The organism is Neochlamydia sp. AcF65 (assembly GCF_018342435.1).
GTDB lineage: Bacteria > Chlamydiota > Chlamydiia > Chlamydiales > Parachlamydiaceae > Neochlamydia.
Map to the genome: position 1 here is coordinate 1 of NZ_JAEMUE010000036.1, position 16,437 is coordinate 16,437.

Here is a 16,437-nt window from a genome sequence, read left to right on the forward strand (position 1 = left end):
CTTCTTAGCTTTTCACTTAAGAAGCAGTAAACATACAAAATATCGAATTATTTCCGCAACTCCTATTTTCCTTTTTCTTTATTTTTTTCCTAAGCTTCTGAAAATTAGTAAGCTTTTCTCTTAATTATCCTTGGTACCTAGTTTTCTTTGCCTTATAGGTAAAGGTAAAATCATTAGCTTAAAAGAACAAATTAGAAAATATTATAAACGGCAAACACTTATTTAGAAGACTTAAACTGTGAGAGTTAGTATATCACAGTCTTTTTTTTATTCCACTATTATTTTGGCTACATCGTCTTTAGCACCCCCTTATAACTTTAACATGCGCCTTGCAAGTTGCTAGCAAAAGGAAGACAAATCCTTCATGAGTAATTCACTCGGACCTTTAAACCAATAAGCTTGCACTACTTATCATTTAACTCTTTGGCGTGAATAACAAAAGCTTTTCATAACAAAGAAATTTAGCTTGGTCTACTCTTTAAAACTTTCTTAGATTTTAGCCTTTTCTAAAGCTTTTCTTATAAAGCAGATTAGATGGCTTTTAAAAGTAACCTTGGGCAGCACTTAAGAAAAGGAAAGAGTCAGCTTCTAGGGTTAATCACCTTTCAGAGTAGGCATAAAGAGTTTATCTAAACTTTGTTAATCCCACATTCCACAAGTTAATCTCCTTCATCATCTAATTTGTGCTAAAGGGAACGAAAAACTGTCAAATCATGTCTCATTCTAGGGTTTAAATTAAGGATTAATTCTGGTGTGCTTTCATCTAAAAGACCTAAGGTAAAATTCAATAAAATGGTAAGAGTGCTTAAGCCATAAAATGTTAATTTTTTAGAGGTTACTAATATACTCTCTCTTGTTGGCTAAGCATTGCCTAGTTTAGACACAATTTAGCAAAAAAAGCTGCTGAAATAGAGGGTACAAAAAGAAATATTCAAAGAGCTTGGGGGAATTACTGACAATTACTAAGGTTGGCTTGAATAAAGAAATTAAAAAACTGAATGCAGCAGACGAGACAATAACAAAAAGATAATCATAGCTTTGCTTCAAAATTTTCTTGCAAAGTGGGGAAATATTTTATGTTTAGTGATTCTTACTCCTTAGATGCAAGTTAGGCAGACCAGAAGCTTTTGATAAAATTAACCTACAATGCATGGTCTTTTAATAATTTAGGAGGCCGCTTAATTTTTAAGTCCTTTTAACTACAGCTTATTGTTGAAGCAGCTACTAACCAAAATGGCCTTTTTTATAAAAGTTTTGCCAACGGCCTCTACCCTTTGTTGCCAAGCTGCTGTTTTAAAAGGTTTATTCAATAAAGCTTTCTTCATCATCAAGAGACTCTTCTTTAATGTAGCCCAGCTGAAATAAAGGGTCCATATTACTATAAATGTATTGGCAGAACCTTTGTAATTCATCTTCCAGCTGCCACAGCTTGAGTTCTTTAGCACTTACTTTGCTTAGGTCTCGAGTACCATGTTCTCTGGGAAACTTCAAATCGTACCAAATTTTGGTTACAAGCAGCCCATCGATCTTTGTTCTTGCTTCCACAGCATTATAAATGCTTTCACCGGGTAGGAAAGAAAAATGAATGGCACTGCGCATCATGTTAATGGTGTCTGCAGGAGAAATTCCTATTAATTTTATCGCTTTTCTTAATTCTTCCCGCAAGTTAGTGTCTACAATAGCAGGATCATCGGTATTTAAGCTAACGGCGATACCTTGTTCTAAGAAAGCTTTTAAAGGCACTTCCTCTATTTTAACACCTGTGGTGGCTTGTACAGTGGTCAGACATATTTCAACCAATTTATTCCTTTTTAAAAGGTTTAAATTTTTTATTAGATTTGTTGTATCCGCGATCATCGTTCCATGCCCTATACGTTCAGATACCTTTAAGACACTAGAAAGCTCATCTTTCACATATTTTTGGATGCTATCATAATGCGAATTGGCAAATTCAAGAGTATGATAGGTAACTTTAACGGCAGGATAATGCTTACGCAAGGCTTTAATAATAGCTATTTGATCATAAAAATTATTTATTGAATTGGCAGTATTCTGAGGGCCATCCACTGTCAAGCCAACTATTCGTTCCTTTTCATCAGCTGCAATGTAGGCCGAAGCTGCCAATGCCCAAGCAAAAAATTCACCTAGCGAGTAATGACGCATAACTTCAAAAATTAATTTAATAGTAATGGGATTACTGGCATCAAATACATTCGGACGCAGTTTAATTTTCTGTTTTTTTAATAGACTATTAATCTGCTGATTAATATCTAGTTCAGCTTGATCAAGCTCATCATTCATCACTTTTTCGAAGGCTTCTACGTATGTCATGTTTAGCAAGCTTTTCCACTCTTCTTCCAGATTCTCCATCTTTTTCTGTGGATCTTGGCCTACTTTATCTCTCCACCTACCTTGCAGCTTTCTTTTAAACTTATTTTTTTCGCTATCCGTTAGTAAGACATCTAGGGTATGTTTGGGGTTAATAAGGTATCCGATAAATTGCTCAATTTTATCAATGGGCATTTCTTCAATGTGCTCATATTCATCAGCTTTAATTTGAAGTTCCACCTCTTCAATAAATACGCTAGGTACAGGCACTACATACAAGCCAAACATGAGCTCATTATAAATAATATTGCTTAGCTCTGCTTGATATAAGATAATCAAAAGCTGTTCACTTAGAGGGATTCTATCTAAGATACTGCCTATCGGTCCAAAGGTTGCATCAAATTTCCTACTTAAAAATTCCTCTTTAAACTTAAAAGATAATTGCTCAAGAAGGGGCTGGTTAACCGGCACGCAGCACAATTCGTGTAAAAATGTACCTAGCGGCATGCTATACTTTTCTTCAATTTCTTGCCAGGTAAGTCTAGTAATATCATGGCTTTCTAATCCATTTTTTGTTGGCGTCTTCTTCCTTCTCCAAACCTTCTTGTTTTCATCGTAATAAAGATTATATTTTTTTACTAACTTTTCAAGCTCCCAGGGTGGTATAGCACCCTCTGTATGCTCATGTAAATTTGCAAAAGGAAAAGGTCCTTCATCTTTGCTTCTTGCTCCATACATCGACTGAAATGAATACTCTTTTAGATGGCCCGTCGCCACTCTCACGTTATTATGCAATTCTTCAAGGATCCTATAGACAATTTTATTAACCCTTTCATCGCCTAATAATAAAACTTCTGAAGGAGAAATATCTTGACGATGGAGGCGCGAGGGGGGTAGAGATTTGGACCTTGTAGATTTGGATTTAGCGAAGGAACCTGCAGAATTTTTTTCTGAAGCTTCATCACTCCTATCTACCCGCGCACCAAGAGAGTAGCTAGAAAGCCTCATCCTCATTACATAATTGCTGAAATCAGCTGCATAACTAGCTGCACAACTATAAGTAGAATCATAGAAGGAAAAAAGCCAACTTATCATTTATTACTCCATCATACAATTTATAATAAATTTCAGCACACAAACGTTTGAGTTTGAATCTAAAGCAGTAGTTGACCATGGCACAATAGCCACTAATTAAATAATTTGCAATACTATTTTGATGCATGAATCATAGAATAGATTAACCCCCCTTTAATAAAAGGGGGTATCCTAAAAAGATTAAAAATGGTTAATTCCATGCTGCAAGAATAGCTAGCAAGAGAAGAGCGACAATATTAACAATTTTTATCATGGGATTAATTGCAGGACCTGCCGTGTCTTTATAAGGATCGCCGACAGTATCCCCGGTGATAGCAGCATGGTGAGCAAGAGAACCTTTTCCACCATAATTTCCTTCTTCAATTAGCTTCTTAGCATTATCCCATGCGCCTCCACCAGAGGTCATAGATAAACCTACGAAAAGCCCTGTCACTACTACCCCAAGAAGCATTGCGCCTAGGGTGACAAAGGCTTCATTTTGCCCTGCAACATATAGAATTACAAAATAGACTAGAAAAGGAGCGCATACTGGCAGCAAGGAAGGAACAATCATTTGTTTGATTGCAGCTTTTGTCAGCATGTCGACAGCTCTTCCATAATCCGGACGTGCAGTTCCTTGCATAATTCCTGAGATCTCTTTGAATTGACGGCGTACTTCTACGACTACAGCGCCCGCTGCACGGCCTACAGCCATCATACACATAGCTCCGAATAGATAGGGAAGAAGGCCACCGATAAACAAACCTACTACTGTATAAGGGTTTTGCAAATGGAAGCTCGCCATATTTTCAGGAAAATAGTGAGCCAAGTCTTGTATAAAGGCGGCAAAAAGGACAAGTGCAGCAAAGCCAGCTGAACCTATAGCATAACCTTTTGTTACAGCTTTAGTGGTATTTCCCACAGCATCAAGCGCATCTGTAGTTTTACGAATAGCTTCTGGCAAATTACTCATTTCTGCAATGCCTCCCGCATTATCTGTCACAGGACCATAGGCATCCAAAGCAACGACCATTCCGGCTATGGCTAACATACTTGTAGCTGCCACCCCAATCCCAAATAAGCCTGCATTCAAGTAGGAGACGAGAATACCAGCACAAATTACCACGACTGGAAGGGCTGTAGCCTCTAAAGAGACAGCTAAGCCTTGGATAACATTCGTGCCATGTCCTGTTGTAGATGCTTCTGCAATACTTTTCACAGGCCTATACTTTGTCAAAGTATAATATTCTGTAATCCACATAAGTAGACCTGTTACCACCAGACCAGTAAGCGCACAACAAAAAAGATTAAATCCATTAAAAACATGATTGTTTGCTTGATAAGCAATATCAAAGCCTAGCAGCCAATGAGTCAACCCTGCAATAGCCATGGCAGAAAAGACTGCGGTAGCAAAAAATCCTTTATAAAGAGCTTTCATAATATCATGAGTAGTTCCAAGACGTACGAAAAATGTCCCGATAATAGAAGCTATTACGCAAACTGCGCAAATAGCTAAAGGATAATACATCATTTTTTCTAAGATAATATCTTGAAAAAACATGCCAGCAAGAAGCATAGTCCCTACGATGGTCACTACATATGTCTCAAAAAGGTCTGCTGCCATTCCTGCACAATCCCCTACATTATCCCCTACATTATCAGCAATAACAGCTGGATTACGGGGATCATCTTCTGGAATACCTGCCTCAATTTTTCCTACTAAGTCTGCACCGACGTCTGCTCCTTTAGTAAAAATTCCTCCTCCTAAGCGAGCAAAAATGGAAATCAAGGAAGCACCAAAACCTAAAGCGACGAGAGATTCAAGAAGTTCACGAGCAGGAATGGTAGAATTTTTTAAAAAAATGTAATATCCTGCGGTCCCTATTAAACCAAAGCCAACCACCAAAAGACCCGTAATGGCTCCCGATTTGAAGGATACATTTAAGGCTTGCTGAAGACCTTGCTTTGCAGCTTCTGTAGTACGAACATTTGCTCGCACAGAGATATTCATGCCAATATAGCCTGTTAGCCCAGATAAAACAGCTCCAATTAAAAAGCCCACGCTTACATACCAACCCAATAACCAGGTTAAAAGTGCAAATACTAAGATTCCCACTAGGCCAATCGTTTGATATTGACGATTTAAATAGGCACGAGCCCCCTCTTGAATAGCTGCTGCTATTTCTTGCATCCTTTCATTACCTGTGCTTAGGAATAAGACAGAACGTATTGTCAAAATTCCGTAGAACAAGGCTAAAAGGCCGCATACGATTAAAAATCCATCTTCGTATGACAACATTAGTTTTCCTCTTTGATTTTGGTTAATGAAAAAAAATAAAAATAGTAGAGAGAGAGGAATTAGTTCAATAGGAAAAGATAAAACTGATGAAAGATAGATTCTATATCTGTATAGTTAAGATATCTTGCCAGCAGGTAGTATAACGAGGAGAGCAATTTTCTTGCCTAGCTTTCCATGGCTGCTTAATGCCTTCTGCAGCCATTTTTATTACTCGGCGGCCATATTGATGATTTAATTGATCTATTAGATTTATTAAGACTTGCTCTTTTTTATTGCTAAAATGATTTTCTTCAAAAAGGTCAAGTTGATAATCACCTTTGGATACTAGGCCTCCCAGAGTCAAACCTGTCTTTTTATATAAAAAACCTTCGCGAAATAGGCGAGTTACACCTTCCTTAGCATAAGTGATCATTTTGGGTGTATAGTCGCTAGGTTGAGGTAAAGTAATTTGCATGTTATTGTAATAGTAAGGAGACTGATGATGCTTATTAGTCATCAAAAACACATCTATAAATGAAGCTTTGCTCTGCTGTTTACGCAATTTCTCAGCTGCTATGGAAACATACGTTGAAATAGCTTCTAGCAACTCATTTAAATCTGAAACAGCTTTACTAAAAGAGCGTGAACAAGTGATGGATTTTTTAGATGCCGGAGCTTCTTTTAAAGATAGGCATGGTACTCCTCGCAGTTCCCATGCTATTCGTAAGCCTGTGACTGAAAGATTTTTTTTTATCCATAAGTCCTCAGAATTTTTAAACTCACTGGCTGTGTGTATATTCTGGCGATGGAGGTAAGAGGAAATTTTCTTTCCAATCCCCCAAATCTCATCAACAGAAAGTTGGCTCAGCACCTTTTCGCACACTTCCATAGTTTCCATGGAAAAAACATTTTGGCAAACAGAATATCTTTTAGCCATATCATTGGCTATTTTAGCAAGAGTCATGGTAGGCGCTAGGCCAATAGATGTGGGTATCCCTGTATGTTGGAGGATGATGCGCTGAATTTCTCTGCAATAAGCTTCCTTATCTACAGCATCTACCCTTAAAAAAGCCTCATCGATAGAGTATATATCTATTTCGGGTGAAAATTGCTGCAACGTGCGCATCACACGATGAGACATATCACCATATAGAGTATAATTAGAGGATAAAACTTTTACATCATATTTTCTAAATAAATCTCTATACCCAAAAGCGGGAGCACCCATTAAGATTCCTAAAAATTTAGCTTCTTTGGAACGAGCTATAATACACCCATCATTGCTCGAGAGCACTACTACCGGCTTTCCCATCAAATGTGGATTGAAAACTCTCTCACAAGAAACATAAAAATTATTACAATCCACCAAAGCATACATAAGTTTATTGCGGCCGATGGATGACATAAGTAACCACCCCCCATACTTGAAAATCAAGAGTAGCATTTACGTATAAAATCGAAGAGGATGGATGAGCTGAAACTAGCTGTATGCCTTGGGACCCTAATACATAGCGTCTGACCATAAATTCGCCATTTACAATAGCTACGATGATTTTGCCACTTAAAGGTGCTAAACTTCGGTCCACCACCAGAATATCTCCTGAACAAACCCCCGCTTCACGCATAGAATCACCTTGCACCCGTACAAAAAACGTGCTTGCAGGATGCTTGACCACCAGCTCGTTTAAATCCAAACGCTTTTCTATATAATTTTCTGCTGGCGAAGGGAAACCTGCCGAAACACTATCTTGGAATAAAGGAATCCATAACTGTTTGGTAACTGAGGAGCTTGGATAAAAAATTTCATCCATCGTCTGTGTTTTCATACAAGATTTCCTAATAAAGCTACTTAAGCCCCAAAGCATAAAATTTGCTTAGGTTTTTAAAATTAACCACAACTATATTAAAATAAAGGAACTAATAAAAGCAGTTTTTAGTAGCAGAGCCTTCTGGCAACTATCCATTAAATTAATTTCTTAAAACTCTATCAATTTTAAGAGACTGACTTTAAAATTCTAATGAAAGGGATTTTTTATCAATCAACTATAAAGCAAAGCATCCGTTCCTATAAGACCTTAAGAAGGTTGCCCTTCTTAACCCCCTCATGCTACCTTTCCAAGCCTTAAGGTACCCTAGAAAATACTGGAAGGAGCCAACTTAAGTTATATAGCAAAAACTATTTCTTGCAGCTATACCTTATCTCGCATCTTTATCTAAATCTAGCATCTTCTCTTGCGCAAGGCAAGTTACAGTGAAAATGTTTATGAAAGCCGCTTGCCAAAACGCTACTTTTTCCTATCTATTTCTATCATTATAGACTTTAAAAAAATTTAGTTTGCATGCTCCACCTTCTGAAAGATATCCCTCTGCTTAGCAAAAGGAGCTTTATAAAGTATGTGACTGCATAAAGAATAGATTAAAGGCGTATTATTATGTTATTCATTCATTAATCCACAGCCTCGTGTAATTCTTCAACATTTTTAATCACTTTCTTTCTAAAAGCTAGGGCATAAATCTCCTTTTTGGATAGCTAGATAATATCTTTTGCAGCTTCTCTCCTTTAGAGGAAGCTATCTCTACCTTGAAAATCTACACCCTCTTATTAGCTATTTTAAAAGCTTCCTAAAGCTTACCAAAAGTTTTGTAGTAGAACCTAAGTAGGCTTTGACTTCATTTGCGCTTTAACTTTAGCTTTTATCTAAATAGTGCTTGTTTTGTGTTAAGCAAGCAGCTACACTTGTCATAAAAAAATCTACAGATATCTCGTGAGCAATACCGTTTATATTAACTGTGACAATATAAGTAAATCCTTTGGCACTCATCATTTATTTAAAGGTATCTCCGCCGGCATTTTTCAAGGAGATAAAATTGGAATTATCGGGCCCAATGGGGCTGGAAAATCTACCTTTATGAAAATTTTGGCTGGCAAAGAAAGTGCCGACGAAGGAACAGTAGCGATCAGACGCAATTTACGGATTGCTTATGTCTCTCAAATGACTTCTTATCCAGATCAATCAATTTATGAAATTCTAAGAGAAACTTTAAGCTCTAATGATCCTCATTTAGCACCTCATGAAGCAGCCATACGTATTGAATCTATTATGAGTAAAACTGGATTTCCAGACATCCAACAAAGTGCTAAACTTTTGTCAGGAGGTTGGAGAAAACGCTTAGATATTGCCAAAGGGCTTATTTGCGATCCTCAATTACTGCTTTTAGACGAGCCTACTAACCACTTAGACCTAGAAGGCATTCAATGGCTTGAAAAATTGCTCCAGCAGGAAAATCTGACCTTTATGGTAATAAGTCATGATAGATATTTTTTAGCCAAAATATCGTCTCGCATGTTTGAATTAAATGCTCAATTTCCCAAGGGGCTATTTACGGCAGTAGGCAATTATGAAGACTTCCTACTGAGGAGAGAACAATTTTTAAGTGGCCAGGCGCAGTACCAAAAATCTTTATCATCCAAAGTACGTTATGAGCAGGAATGGCTAAAGCAATCTCCTAAAGCACGCACGACTAAGGCCCAGGCTCGCATTCAACAAGCAGGCAAGCTAATTGATGAGCTAGCAGATGTTCAAACAAGAAATAAGCAAACACGCTCTCATATTAATTTTACTTCTACTGACCGTTTAACCCAAAAGCTGCTCGTTACCAAAAACCTCTCCAAATCTGTGGATAATAAATTGTTATTTTCTAAGTTAGATCTTACTCTTTCTCCTGGAATGCGCCTAGGAATCATTGGAGCTAATGGAACCGGCAAGACAACATTATTAAAGATGTTTGCAGGAATGATACCACCGGATGCAGGAACAATTAAATTGGCAGAAGGCTTGCGTATTGTCTATTTTGACCAACACCGTTCTCAGATGCCTGCTCACCTTACTTTGAGAGAAGCTCTAGCAACCAACGGAGAATATGTAAGTTATCGGGGACAACATATTCATGTCAATTCTTGGAGCAAGCGCTTTTTATTTTCTCCTGATCGTTTAGATTTACCTATTAGCCAATTATCCGGGGGAGAGAATGCTCGTATATTGATTGCTCGTTTAATGCTACAGCCGGCAGATATATTATTGCTCGATGAACCTACCAATGATTTGGATATACCTACTCTTGAAGTCTTGGAAGAAAGTCTATGTGAATTTACTGGTGCGATAGTTCTTATTACACACGATCGCTACATGATGGATAAAGTTTGCAATGTGGTTTTAGGATTAGGGTTAAAGGAGCCTATTCAGCTTTTTGCTGACTATTCTCAATGGGAAAAATATAAAGCTAAATTTGATACTCTCGATAGCCTTAAAAAAGAAAAGCCAGCTGAGAAAGCTCATGATAAAACTGAGCCTTTAATACCTAAACTATCCTACAAAGAAAAATATGAATTAGAGCAAATAGAAGCGAGCATCATTAAATACGAGGGTCAAGAAAAAAAACTTCATGAAGACATAGAAAGTGCTTCGGATGCTAACTTGCTACAGAAAAGCTGTATTGAATTAAATCAGGTGCAAGCAGAGTTGGAAAAACTTTATGAGCGTTGGCAAGTTCTTGCCAGTAAACAAACTTGATCAATCCTTTTCCAGCCAAGCAAGAAACAATTTTATAGATTCCCCCCAAGCCGTTTAAGAGGAGCTCCTCTTCGAAATCTCGCTCTCTCCTTAAAGACACGATTGCATAAAGGGCTGATTAAAAGCGTGTTAATTTATTCATGCCTCTATTAGATATGAGCTCATTGCCTTGTTCATCCCCATGTCAAATTTTTATCTAATTATTTAGAGAGTATTTTAAGAAGCCTTATCCACTACATTATTCGCTTTTTCTTATGGAAATGCCTTAAAGCTAGCTATGTTTCACATAGAAAAATCACCAAATATAGAAAACAATTCTTTTGGCTATCCAATCAAGAAGCCCGCAGCTTAGGGTTTCATTTATCTATCTTCTCTTGTTTTTCATAGATAGTAGGTGAAGTTGTCTCTTTTAAAACTAACCAATCATTACCCTTTTTTTATAAAAAAGCTAATAAAAGTATTGATAATAGCCACTACCACAGCAAAAGCTAGCGCCGAAAACGCGTCATTTACAAAAAACCCTGGAACTATCCAAGAAGCTAACATAACGCAAAAAGCGGAAACAAATAAGGTGGATAAGCCTAATGTTAAGATTGTAAGAGGAAAAGTTAAAATTAATAAAAGAGGGCGAACAAAAGTATTGATAAGCCCTAAGGCTAGAGCAACACCTAGAGCATTTCTAAAATTTGGAAGGCGAATGCCAGGTAAAAGATTAGCAGTAATAAAGATAGCTACGCTGTTTACAATTAATGAAACAATTTTTTTCATATAAAATCCTTGCTAAGTAGTTAGTCCTGTAATATGTAGATGGATGGCTAAGCTCTCTGTCTGCTTAATAAAAGCTATTTTCTGATAGACATGAATCATTTGTCTGTTTCCAAAAGAATCGTTGCTGTAATTGTATGACCACCCTCTGGGCATGCTGCATTGATTAAATGCTTTATTCATTGCATGCCTAAACCCTTATGAAGGCAAAGATGACTGATTATTAACTTAAACTCTGCTTCGTAAGTTGCTCATGGCCCCATTAACATGCAACACTCATAGTACTTGAAGAAAACTTATTAAGCTCTTTTTTTCAGCTACCCGTACAAGATAGCAATCAAAAAAGTTTGCACAAATTTTTGCTAACTTTCTATAAGCAATTCAAATTTCTAAAACGATAACTTAAAAAAGTGGATGTTACATACTCTTTTCTGAAATTTCTCTATGAAGCTACTTAAGCCTCCTCCCCTTCTGGCCTTATAGGAGGGCTTATATATTGGATATCATCTTTAAATTGGGCTTGCATACCATAACAATAGGGAAAAAATGGGATAAAAGTATGATTGGCTAAAGCTAGACCGACGTTAAAGCTTCTAGGAAAGAACTCCTTCCTATTTCAATTGCCCCATTTGCTGAATGATCGCTAAAGCTTCTTAAGAAGCTCTAGACATTTCTTTCACTAAGGATAGAATTAAATTTTCAACCCTCTTAAAAGTCAAAGCCCTACTTGTTATTTGATAGATGTTTAAAGCTTATGCTAAAAGAAGAATTTCACAAAGCAGGAGATATTAGGAATAAATAATAGCCTATGCAGATCTGCTTACTTACTAATAAAAAGCCAAAGAGCAAGCATGCCTTCATATTTTATCCATGATTCCGCCCATTTTGCTGAAACACTGAAAAATCAATAGATTAAATTAATTTTGAAAAGTAAACCCCTAGGAGGAAGGGTGGAGTTTAGTAGCAGAAGCCGAATAAATATAATGTTTTTTAAGAAACTAAATTTTCTTAAAGCTATCACTTTCGAAAATACGTCCTGCTATCTCACGCAATTCTTGCCATGCTAAACGTACGAGCACGTAATTTAAGATAAAAAACCAGCGCATAAGATGATTGATCTGAACAAAAGAATTGCAAGCAAAAAGATAACCTCTGAAAATTGCTTTAGCAAGACGCATGGGCAATTCTTTAAGCTGCTTACCGATTAAGAAGATAAACATGTAAAATTTCTGCAAAAACTTAAACAAACCTTTTTTAGACGCTTCTAAAGCACTACTTAACAATTGTTTGGCCCCTCCCTGAATTTTTTTCACTTTCCCTAAAAAAAATTCTAGCATTTGTTGCCTTTTTTGCTTAAACCCGCCTTTAGAATTAAAAAATTGCTTAACAAAGCGAGGAACTATTATTTTAAAAACATCTTTTGCCCAATTTACCATCAGATGTTGGCTAAAACGCGATGCTTTTAAAGCCGATAAGGTTAAGTTTTGAATAATATTACTTAAGTGTGTCAAATGGTGGTTTAACTTTGCCCTGCCGGCTTGGAAAAGATTGACGCTCCACTGGATTTGAGGCCTAGCCCATCCAATAAAGGGAAGAGTCACATTGACCACAGTTGAAGCCATTATTTCTACATGTTTAGAAATTTTTAGTCCCAAAGTTTGTAGCGTCTCATTGATGCGCTTAAACTGATGGATTAGGTTATCGTTAAACCTCTGAATTTCCAGACGAGGTTTTTCTATCTGCTTTTTTAAATATTTCTTAAAGGCATTAAATCTAACCTTTAAATCATTGATATAGAGTTTAAGAGAGCCAGAAAACTCTTCTTTAACTATTTTCCATATCAATGATGCAAATTGGCGAGCCATTTCTACTTGCTTATCGCCTTGCTGATAAGTCTTTTGTAAAAGCATTTTTGTAACTGTTTCCGCGGTTTGAATGCTTCTTTGCATGATAGGCAAATAAGGGTGCAATAAACGATAGCTTAAAGCAACCATAGAATGTTTCAGATGTACAAACAAAGCCTGGCTTGTAGATTGAATCCATTGGATGTATTCTATAGTATGCTTAAAAGCATGCGAAAAAAGATTTTTCATATTATGAATAGCATTCTTGCTAGTTTCATGGCTTTTAAGTGTGTGCCTTAGCTTGTGATGCATCATTTGGAAAGGTTTTAAGGAGAAATAAAATAAAAGAGGGACAGTATTTTCAACCATCCATTTAGGTAATCCGTATAGCAATAAATAAGGAGGTAAAGTGAATGCCAAAAAGATGTATTTGCCTGCGCGTGCAACCACTAGAAAATTCTGCATAAATTTGCCAATCTTAGCCGTTGCTTCTCTTTCAAGACGCAAACGAGAAGATCTTATTGTGTCTACCGGCTTTACCACGGGCGCTACCCTTGCCGTAGGATTACGGATCATGGCATAGAGATCGTTGCCTGGCGTACACCTTCCTATACTGTCGCGCGCTACAGGGCCTTTCATGTATCTTTATATTTTGGTTAATTTAGTCTAGACACTTATATTATTTATAATAAATTTTAATTGAATTTTGCATTTATTATCAAGTGAAATAATCGTCTATAAGCTTTCCATCCCTCTAAATTTTCATTTTACTTGCATCAATTGGCTTAAATCCTTATAATCAGCTTGCTTTATGACTTTAGGAGTATAAAATGGTTCGTATTAGTAAACAAGCAGAAAGACGCAGCAAATCTCACCGCAAGCCTAGCCCTCCTGCTAAAAAAACTGGACCCCGTAAAGAAAATTTGAAAGAGGGATTTAAATCTCACTCAAATGCTTTGGAAGGCATGATTGCCAAACAAGCTTTTATTCCAAAAATTAAGTAATCTAAGGATCGAGTTATGTCAAGACATCCAAGCTTTGGAAAAGCCAACAAAGGGGCCACCAAACGTAACGTTTTAAAAAGATTTGAAAGAATCGATGTATTAAAAAAATTAGGACGCTGGGATGCGGAAAAGAAAACTCGCATAACAGGTTTACCTAAAACACCAGTTCTTTAGAAGAGTTACGGAGCCCCTACAGGCTCCTGGCTTTCCATCTTTTAAAAGTTTTTTATTCTTTCCCTTGCATTCGATAGGTCTTTCTGTTAACAAATTAGCTTTTAACCCATTTATTATCTTTGTGCAAATACACGTCTACAATAAGCAAAAAAACTTTTCTTTTTCTCTTCGGTTAGTCAAAAAAATTGCTGATGCTGTTATTAAGCTAGAAAACCAAAGGTGTGATGAGCTATCTATATATTTTGTAACACCTCTTGTAATTTCTAAGCTACATCAGCAATATTTTGATGATCCCTCGATAACTGACTGTATCTCTTTCCCTATGGATACGAATGATCATGGAGAAGCTCCGGAGAAATATAGAATTTTAGGAGAAATTTTTGTTTGCCCTCAAACTGCATTTGAATATGCTAAAAAACATTTAGGCGATCCTTACGAAGAATGTACTCTATATATTGTGCATGGGCTGCTTCATTTGATGGGATACGAGGATACGGAAAGAAAGAAAAAGCTGATTATGCGAAAAGCAGAAAAAAAACACATGATTAACTTAAAGAAACTTAATCTGTTACTATTACCTAAATAGATAATAAAGGAGAGATAGTTGTTTCTCATTTGGATGTTCTTTTTAACACTTTTCTTCCTCATCGGATCTTTTCTTCTCACAGCAGTGATTAGCTCTTTCCGTCGTATGCATAAAAAAGATGCTCAAAAGCAAATCAAAGCGATGGATTCTTTTTTTTTGTACAGATCCTTTCATCATATTTTTTTTCCACATCATGAATACGAAAGCCTATTTTTCACAGCAATTTGTGCACAGAACTTAGTGCGTTTTGGTTATACAGCGTGCGGCATCATTTTTCTTTTGCAGACAAGCCTCTTTGCTTCCCTTCACCAAAGGCCTCATTACCTGAATGCATCATGGATAGTTATAAGCCTTCTCATTTTAATCCTTGCCTCTTTTGTTTTGGGGGATTACCTACCAAGATTATTAGGTACACATCTACCGGAAAAGGCTCTCAAAATAGGACTTTCTTTTTCTTCTGTTTACTTTTTCCTTGCTTTTCCTCTAGCCTTTATTTTTCTAAGGATCTCCCATTTAAGATCTTACGATTTATACTTCGATTCAACGCAGGTACCTAGTGCTCAAGCTAAAAAAGAAATTATTGAATTAATTCAGGAAGCAGAAGTTAGCCCTATCCTCAATCCTCTTGATAAAAAGCTTATAGAATCTGTGTTAACTTTTAAGGAGCGCTGCGCTCGTGAAGTGATGGTGCCCCGCCTCAATATGTTTAGCTTATCCGCAGACACATCTATCAAAGAAGCAGCCCAGCTTTTGCAACATGAAGGGTATAGCCGTACGCCTGTGTATCGCCATTCATTGGACAATATCGTAGGAGTACTTATGTATAAGGATATTTTGAAAAAATATATGGAATATGAGGAAAAAAAAGATCCTAAGATTCTGGATACACCAATTGAAGCTATACAAAAAAGCATTTTGTATACTCCGGAGACAAAAAAAATTTCCAATCTTTTACAAGAATTTCGCCAAAAACAAGTTCATTTTGCTATTGTGGTTGATGAATATGGGAGTACGGAAGGGGTCATCACTATAGAAGATATATTGGAAGAAATTGTAGGAGAAATTGCAGATGAATATGATCAAGAAGAAGAAACTGTTAAACAATTAGCGGACGGCTCCTGGATTATTGATGCTAAAATGAGTATTTTTGATGTAGAGGCGCAGCTTGGCATTCAAATTCCCCAGGAAGAAGAATATGATACCGTGGGCGGCTATGTATTCCATGTGGCTGGCGCCATTCCCTCTACGAATTTTATCATCCATCATAATAATTTTGAGCTAGAGATTTTAGAATCTAGCGAGCGCTCAGTAGAAAAAGTGCGTATCAAACCCGTTGAATCTTCTCCTCCTCCAAATGAGAAAGAGTAATCTACTAAAGGAAAACTCTTCTACTCCAGTCCTAGCTTTATCTTCCAGCCCTATTTCAATCCTAAACTTAGCGAAGTTGATGGGCATGCTCTCTTTTATTACAGCTCTTAATTTATTATTCCCCCATTTATAAGCTTTCTTTTTTCCCCTAGTTTTTATTTTTTAGCTCCTTCGTTGTGCAGTAAAAAGCTACTGAACATATATTTCTACAGGCCTCTTTACTTTTATAATTAACTATCCCGGTCGATTAAAAACATTCTTCATTTTCATTAATTTTCCTTAAAAGAATTTCGAGAAATACCGAGGCCAAATTTTTTACTCCTGGTTAATTTAATAGAGAAAAATTTAAAGTTCAGCAAAAAAATGTGCACTTCTCTTCTTATGGCTCAGGTCATTAAAGGATTAATTTAAAAAAACCTGTGTAAATACAAGTTTAACAATTTGA

General features: G+C 36.6%; 12 protein-coding genes. 5 read left to right on the plus strand and 7 right to left on the minus strand.

From position 1 onward, the window contains the following. Positions 1 to 1,302 precede the first annotated feature (1,302 nt). The 4 genes from NEOC65_RS03665 to NEOC65_RS03680 all read right to left on the minus strand — a co-directional run bounded on the left by NEOC65_RS03665 (position 1,303) and on the right by NEOC65_RS03680 (position 7,506). Positions 1,303 to 3,423: an amidohydrolase family protein gene (locus NEOC65_RS03665; protein ID WP_213151922.1), complete on the minus strand. Its 2,121-nt coding sequence runs from the start codon at positions 3,421 to 3,423 to the stop codon at positions 1,303 to 1,305. A gap of 190 nt (positions 3,424 to 3,613) precedes the next feature. Continuing rightward, positions 3,614 to 5,701 (minus strand): sodium-translocating pyrophosphatase, encoded by a 2,088-nt coding sequence (locus NEOC65_RS03670; protein ID WP_213155745.1) that lies wholly within the window; start codon positions 5,699 to 5,701, stop codon positions 3,614 to 3,616. 100 nt (positions 5,702 to 5,801) lie between these two features. Then, positions 5,802 to 7,085 (minus strand): Y-family DNA polymerase, encoded by a 1,284-nt coding sequence (locus tag NEOC65_RS03675; RefSeq protein WP_213155746.1) that lies wholly within the window; start codon positions 7,083 to 7,085, stop codon positions 5,802 to 5,804. Continuing rightward, positions 7,063 to 7,506, minus strand: a complete 444-nt coding sequence (locus NEOC65_RS03680) for a LexA family protein (RefSeq protein WP_249299025.1) — start codon at positions 7,504 to 7,506, stop codon at positions 7,063 to 7,065. The genes NEOC65_RS03675 and NEOC65_RS03680 overlap by 23 nt, the downstream gene beginning before the upstream one ends. A gap of 939 nt (positions 7,507 to 8,445) precedes the next feature. Here NEOC65_RS03680 and NEOC65_RS09545 point away from each other — a divergent pair. After that, positions 8,446 to 10,251 (plus strand): ABC-F family ATP-binding cassette domain-containing protein, encoded by a 1,806-nt coding sequence (locus NEOC65_RS09545; RefSeq protein ID WP_349305291.1) that lies wholly within the window; start codon positions 8,446 to 8,448, stop codon positions 10,249 to 10,251. Between the two features lie 426 nt (positions 10,252 to 10,677). Here NEOC65_RS09545 and NEOC65_RS03690 read toward each other — a convergent pair whose 3' ends face one another. From NEOC65_RS03690 to NEOC65_RS03700, 3 genes are all read right to left on the minus strand, one after another. Beyond that, positions 10,678 to 11,019, minus strand: a complete 342-nt coding sequence (locus NEOC65_RS03690) for a phage holin family protein (RefSeq protein WP_166158598.1) — start codon at positions 11,017 to 11,019, stop codon at positions 10,678 to 10,680. A 12-nt stretch (positions 11,020 to 11,031) separates the two neighbouring features. Beyond that, positions 11,032 to 11,199, minus strand: coding sequence for a hypothetical protein (locus NEOC65_RS03695; RefSeq protein WP_166158601.1), 168 nt, complete (start codon positions 11,197 to 11,199; stop codon positions 11,032 to 11,034). Between the two features lie 815 nt (positions 11,200 to 12,014). Continuing rightward, the gene (locus tag NEOC65_RS03700; RefSeq protein ID WP_213155748.1) at positions 12,015 to 13,499 is read right to left on the minus strand and encodes a hypothetical protein; all 1,485 of its coding nucleotides are present in this window, start codon (positions 13,497 to 13,499) and stop codon (positions 12,015 to 12,017) included. A 191-nt stretch (positions 13,500 to 13,690) separates the two neighbouring features. On the opposite strand from NEOC65_RS03700, the gene NEOC65_RS03705 reads away from it, so the two are divergent. The 4 genes from NEOC65_RS03705 to NEOC65_RS03720 all read left to right on the plus strand — a co-directional run bounded on the left by NEOC65_RS03705 (position 13,691) and on the right by NEOC65_RS03720 (position 15,992). Further along, positions 13,691 to 13,864 (plus strand): hypothetical protein, encoded by a 174-nt coding sequence (locus NEOC65_RS03705; RefSeq protein ID WP_213155749.1) that lies wholly within the window; start codon positions 13,691 to 13,693, stop codon positions 13,862 to 13,864. Between the two features lie 15 nt (positions 13,865 to 13,879). Beyond that, complete coding sequence (locus NEOC65_RS03710; protein ID WP_079979899.1) at positions 13,880 to 14,038, plus strand: small basic protein; 159 nt, start codon at positions 13,880 to 13,882, stop codon at positions 14,036 to 14,038. A gap of 121 nt (positions 14,039 to 14,159) precedes the next feature. Beyond that, positions 14,160 to 14,624, plus strand: coding sequence for an rRNA maturation RNase YbeY (gene ybeY / locus NEOC65_RS03715; protein ID WP_347566672.1), 465 nt, complete (start codon positions 14,160 to 14,162; stop codon positions 14,622 to 14,624). A gap of 105 nt (positions 14,625 to 14,729) precedes the next feature. After that, positions 14,730 to 15,992, plus strand: a complete 1,263-nt coding sequence (locus NEOC65_RS03720; protein ID WP_349305292.1) for a hemolysin family protein — start codon at positions 14,730 to 14,732, stop codon at positions 15,990 to 15,992. Positions 15,993 to 16,437: the final 445 nt, after the last annotated feature.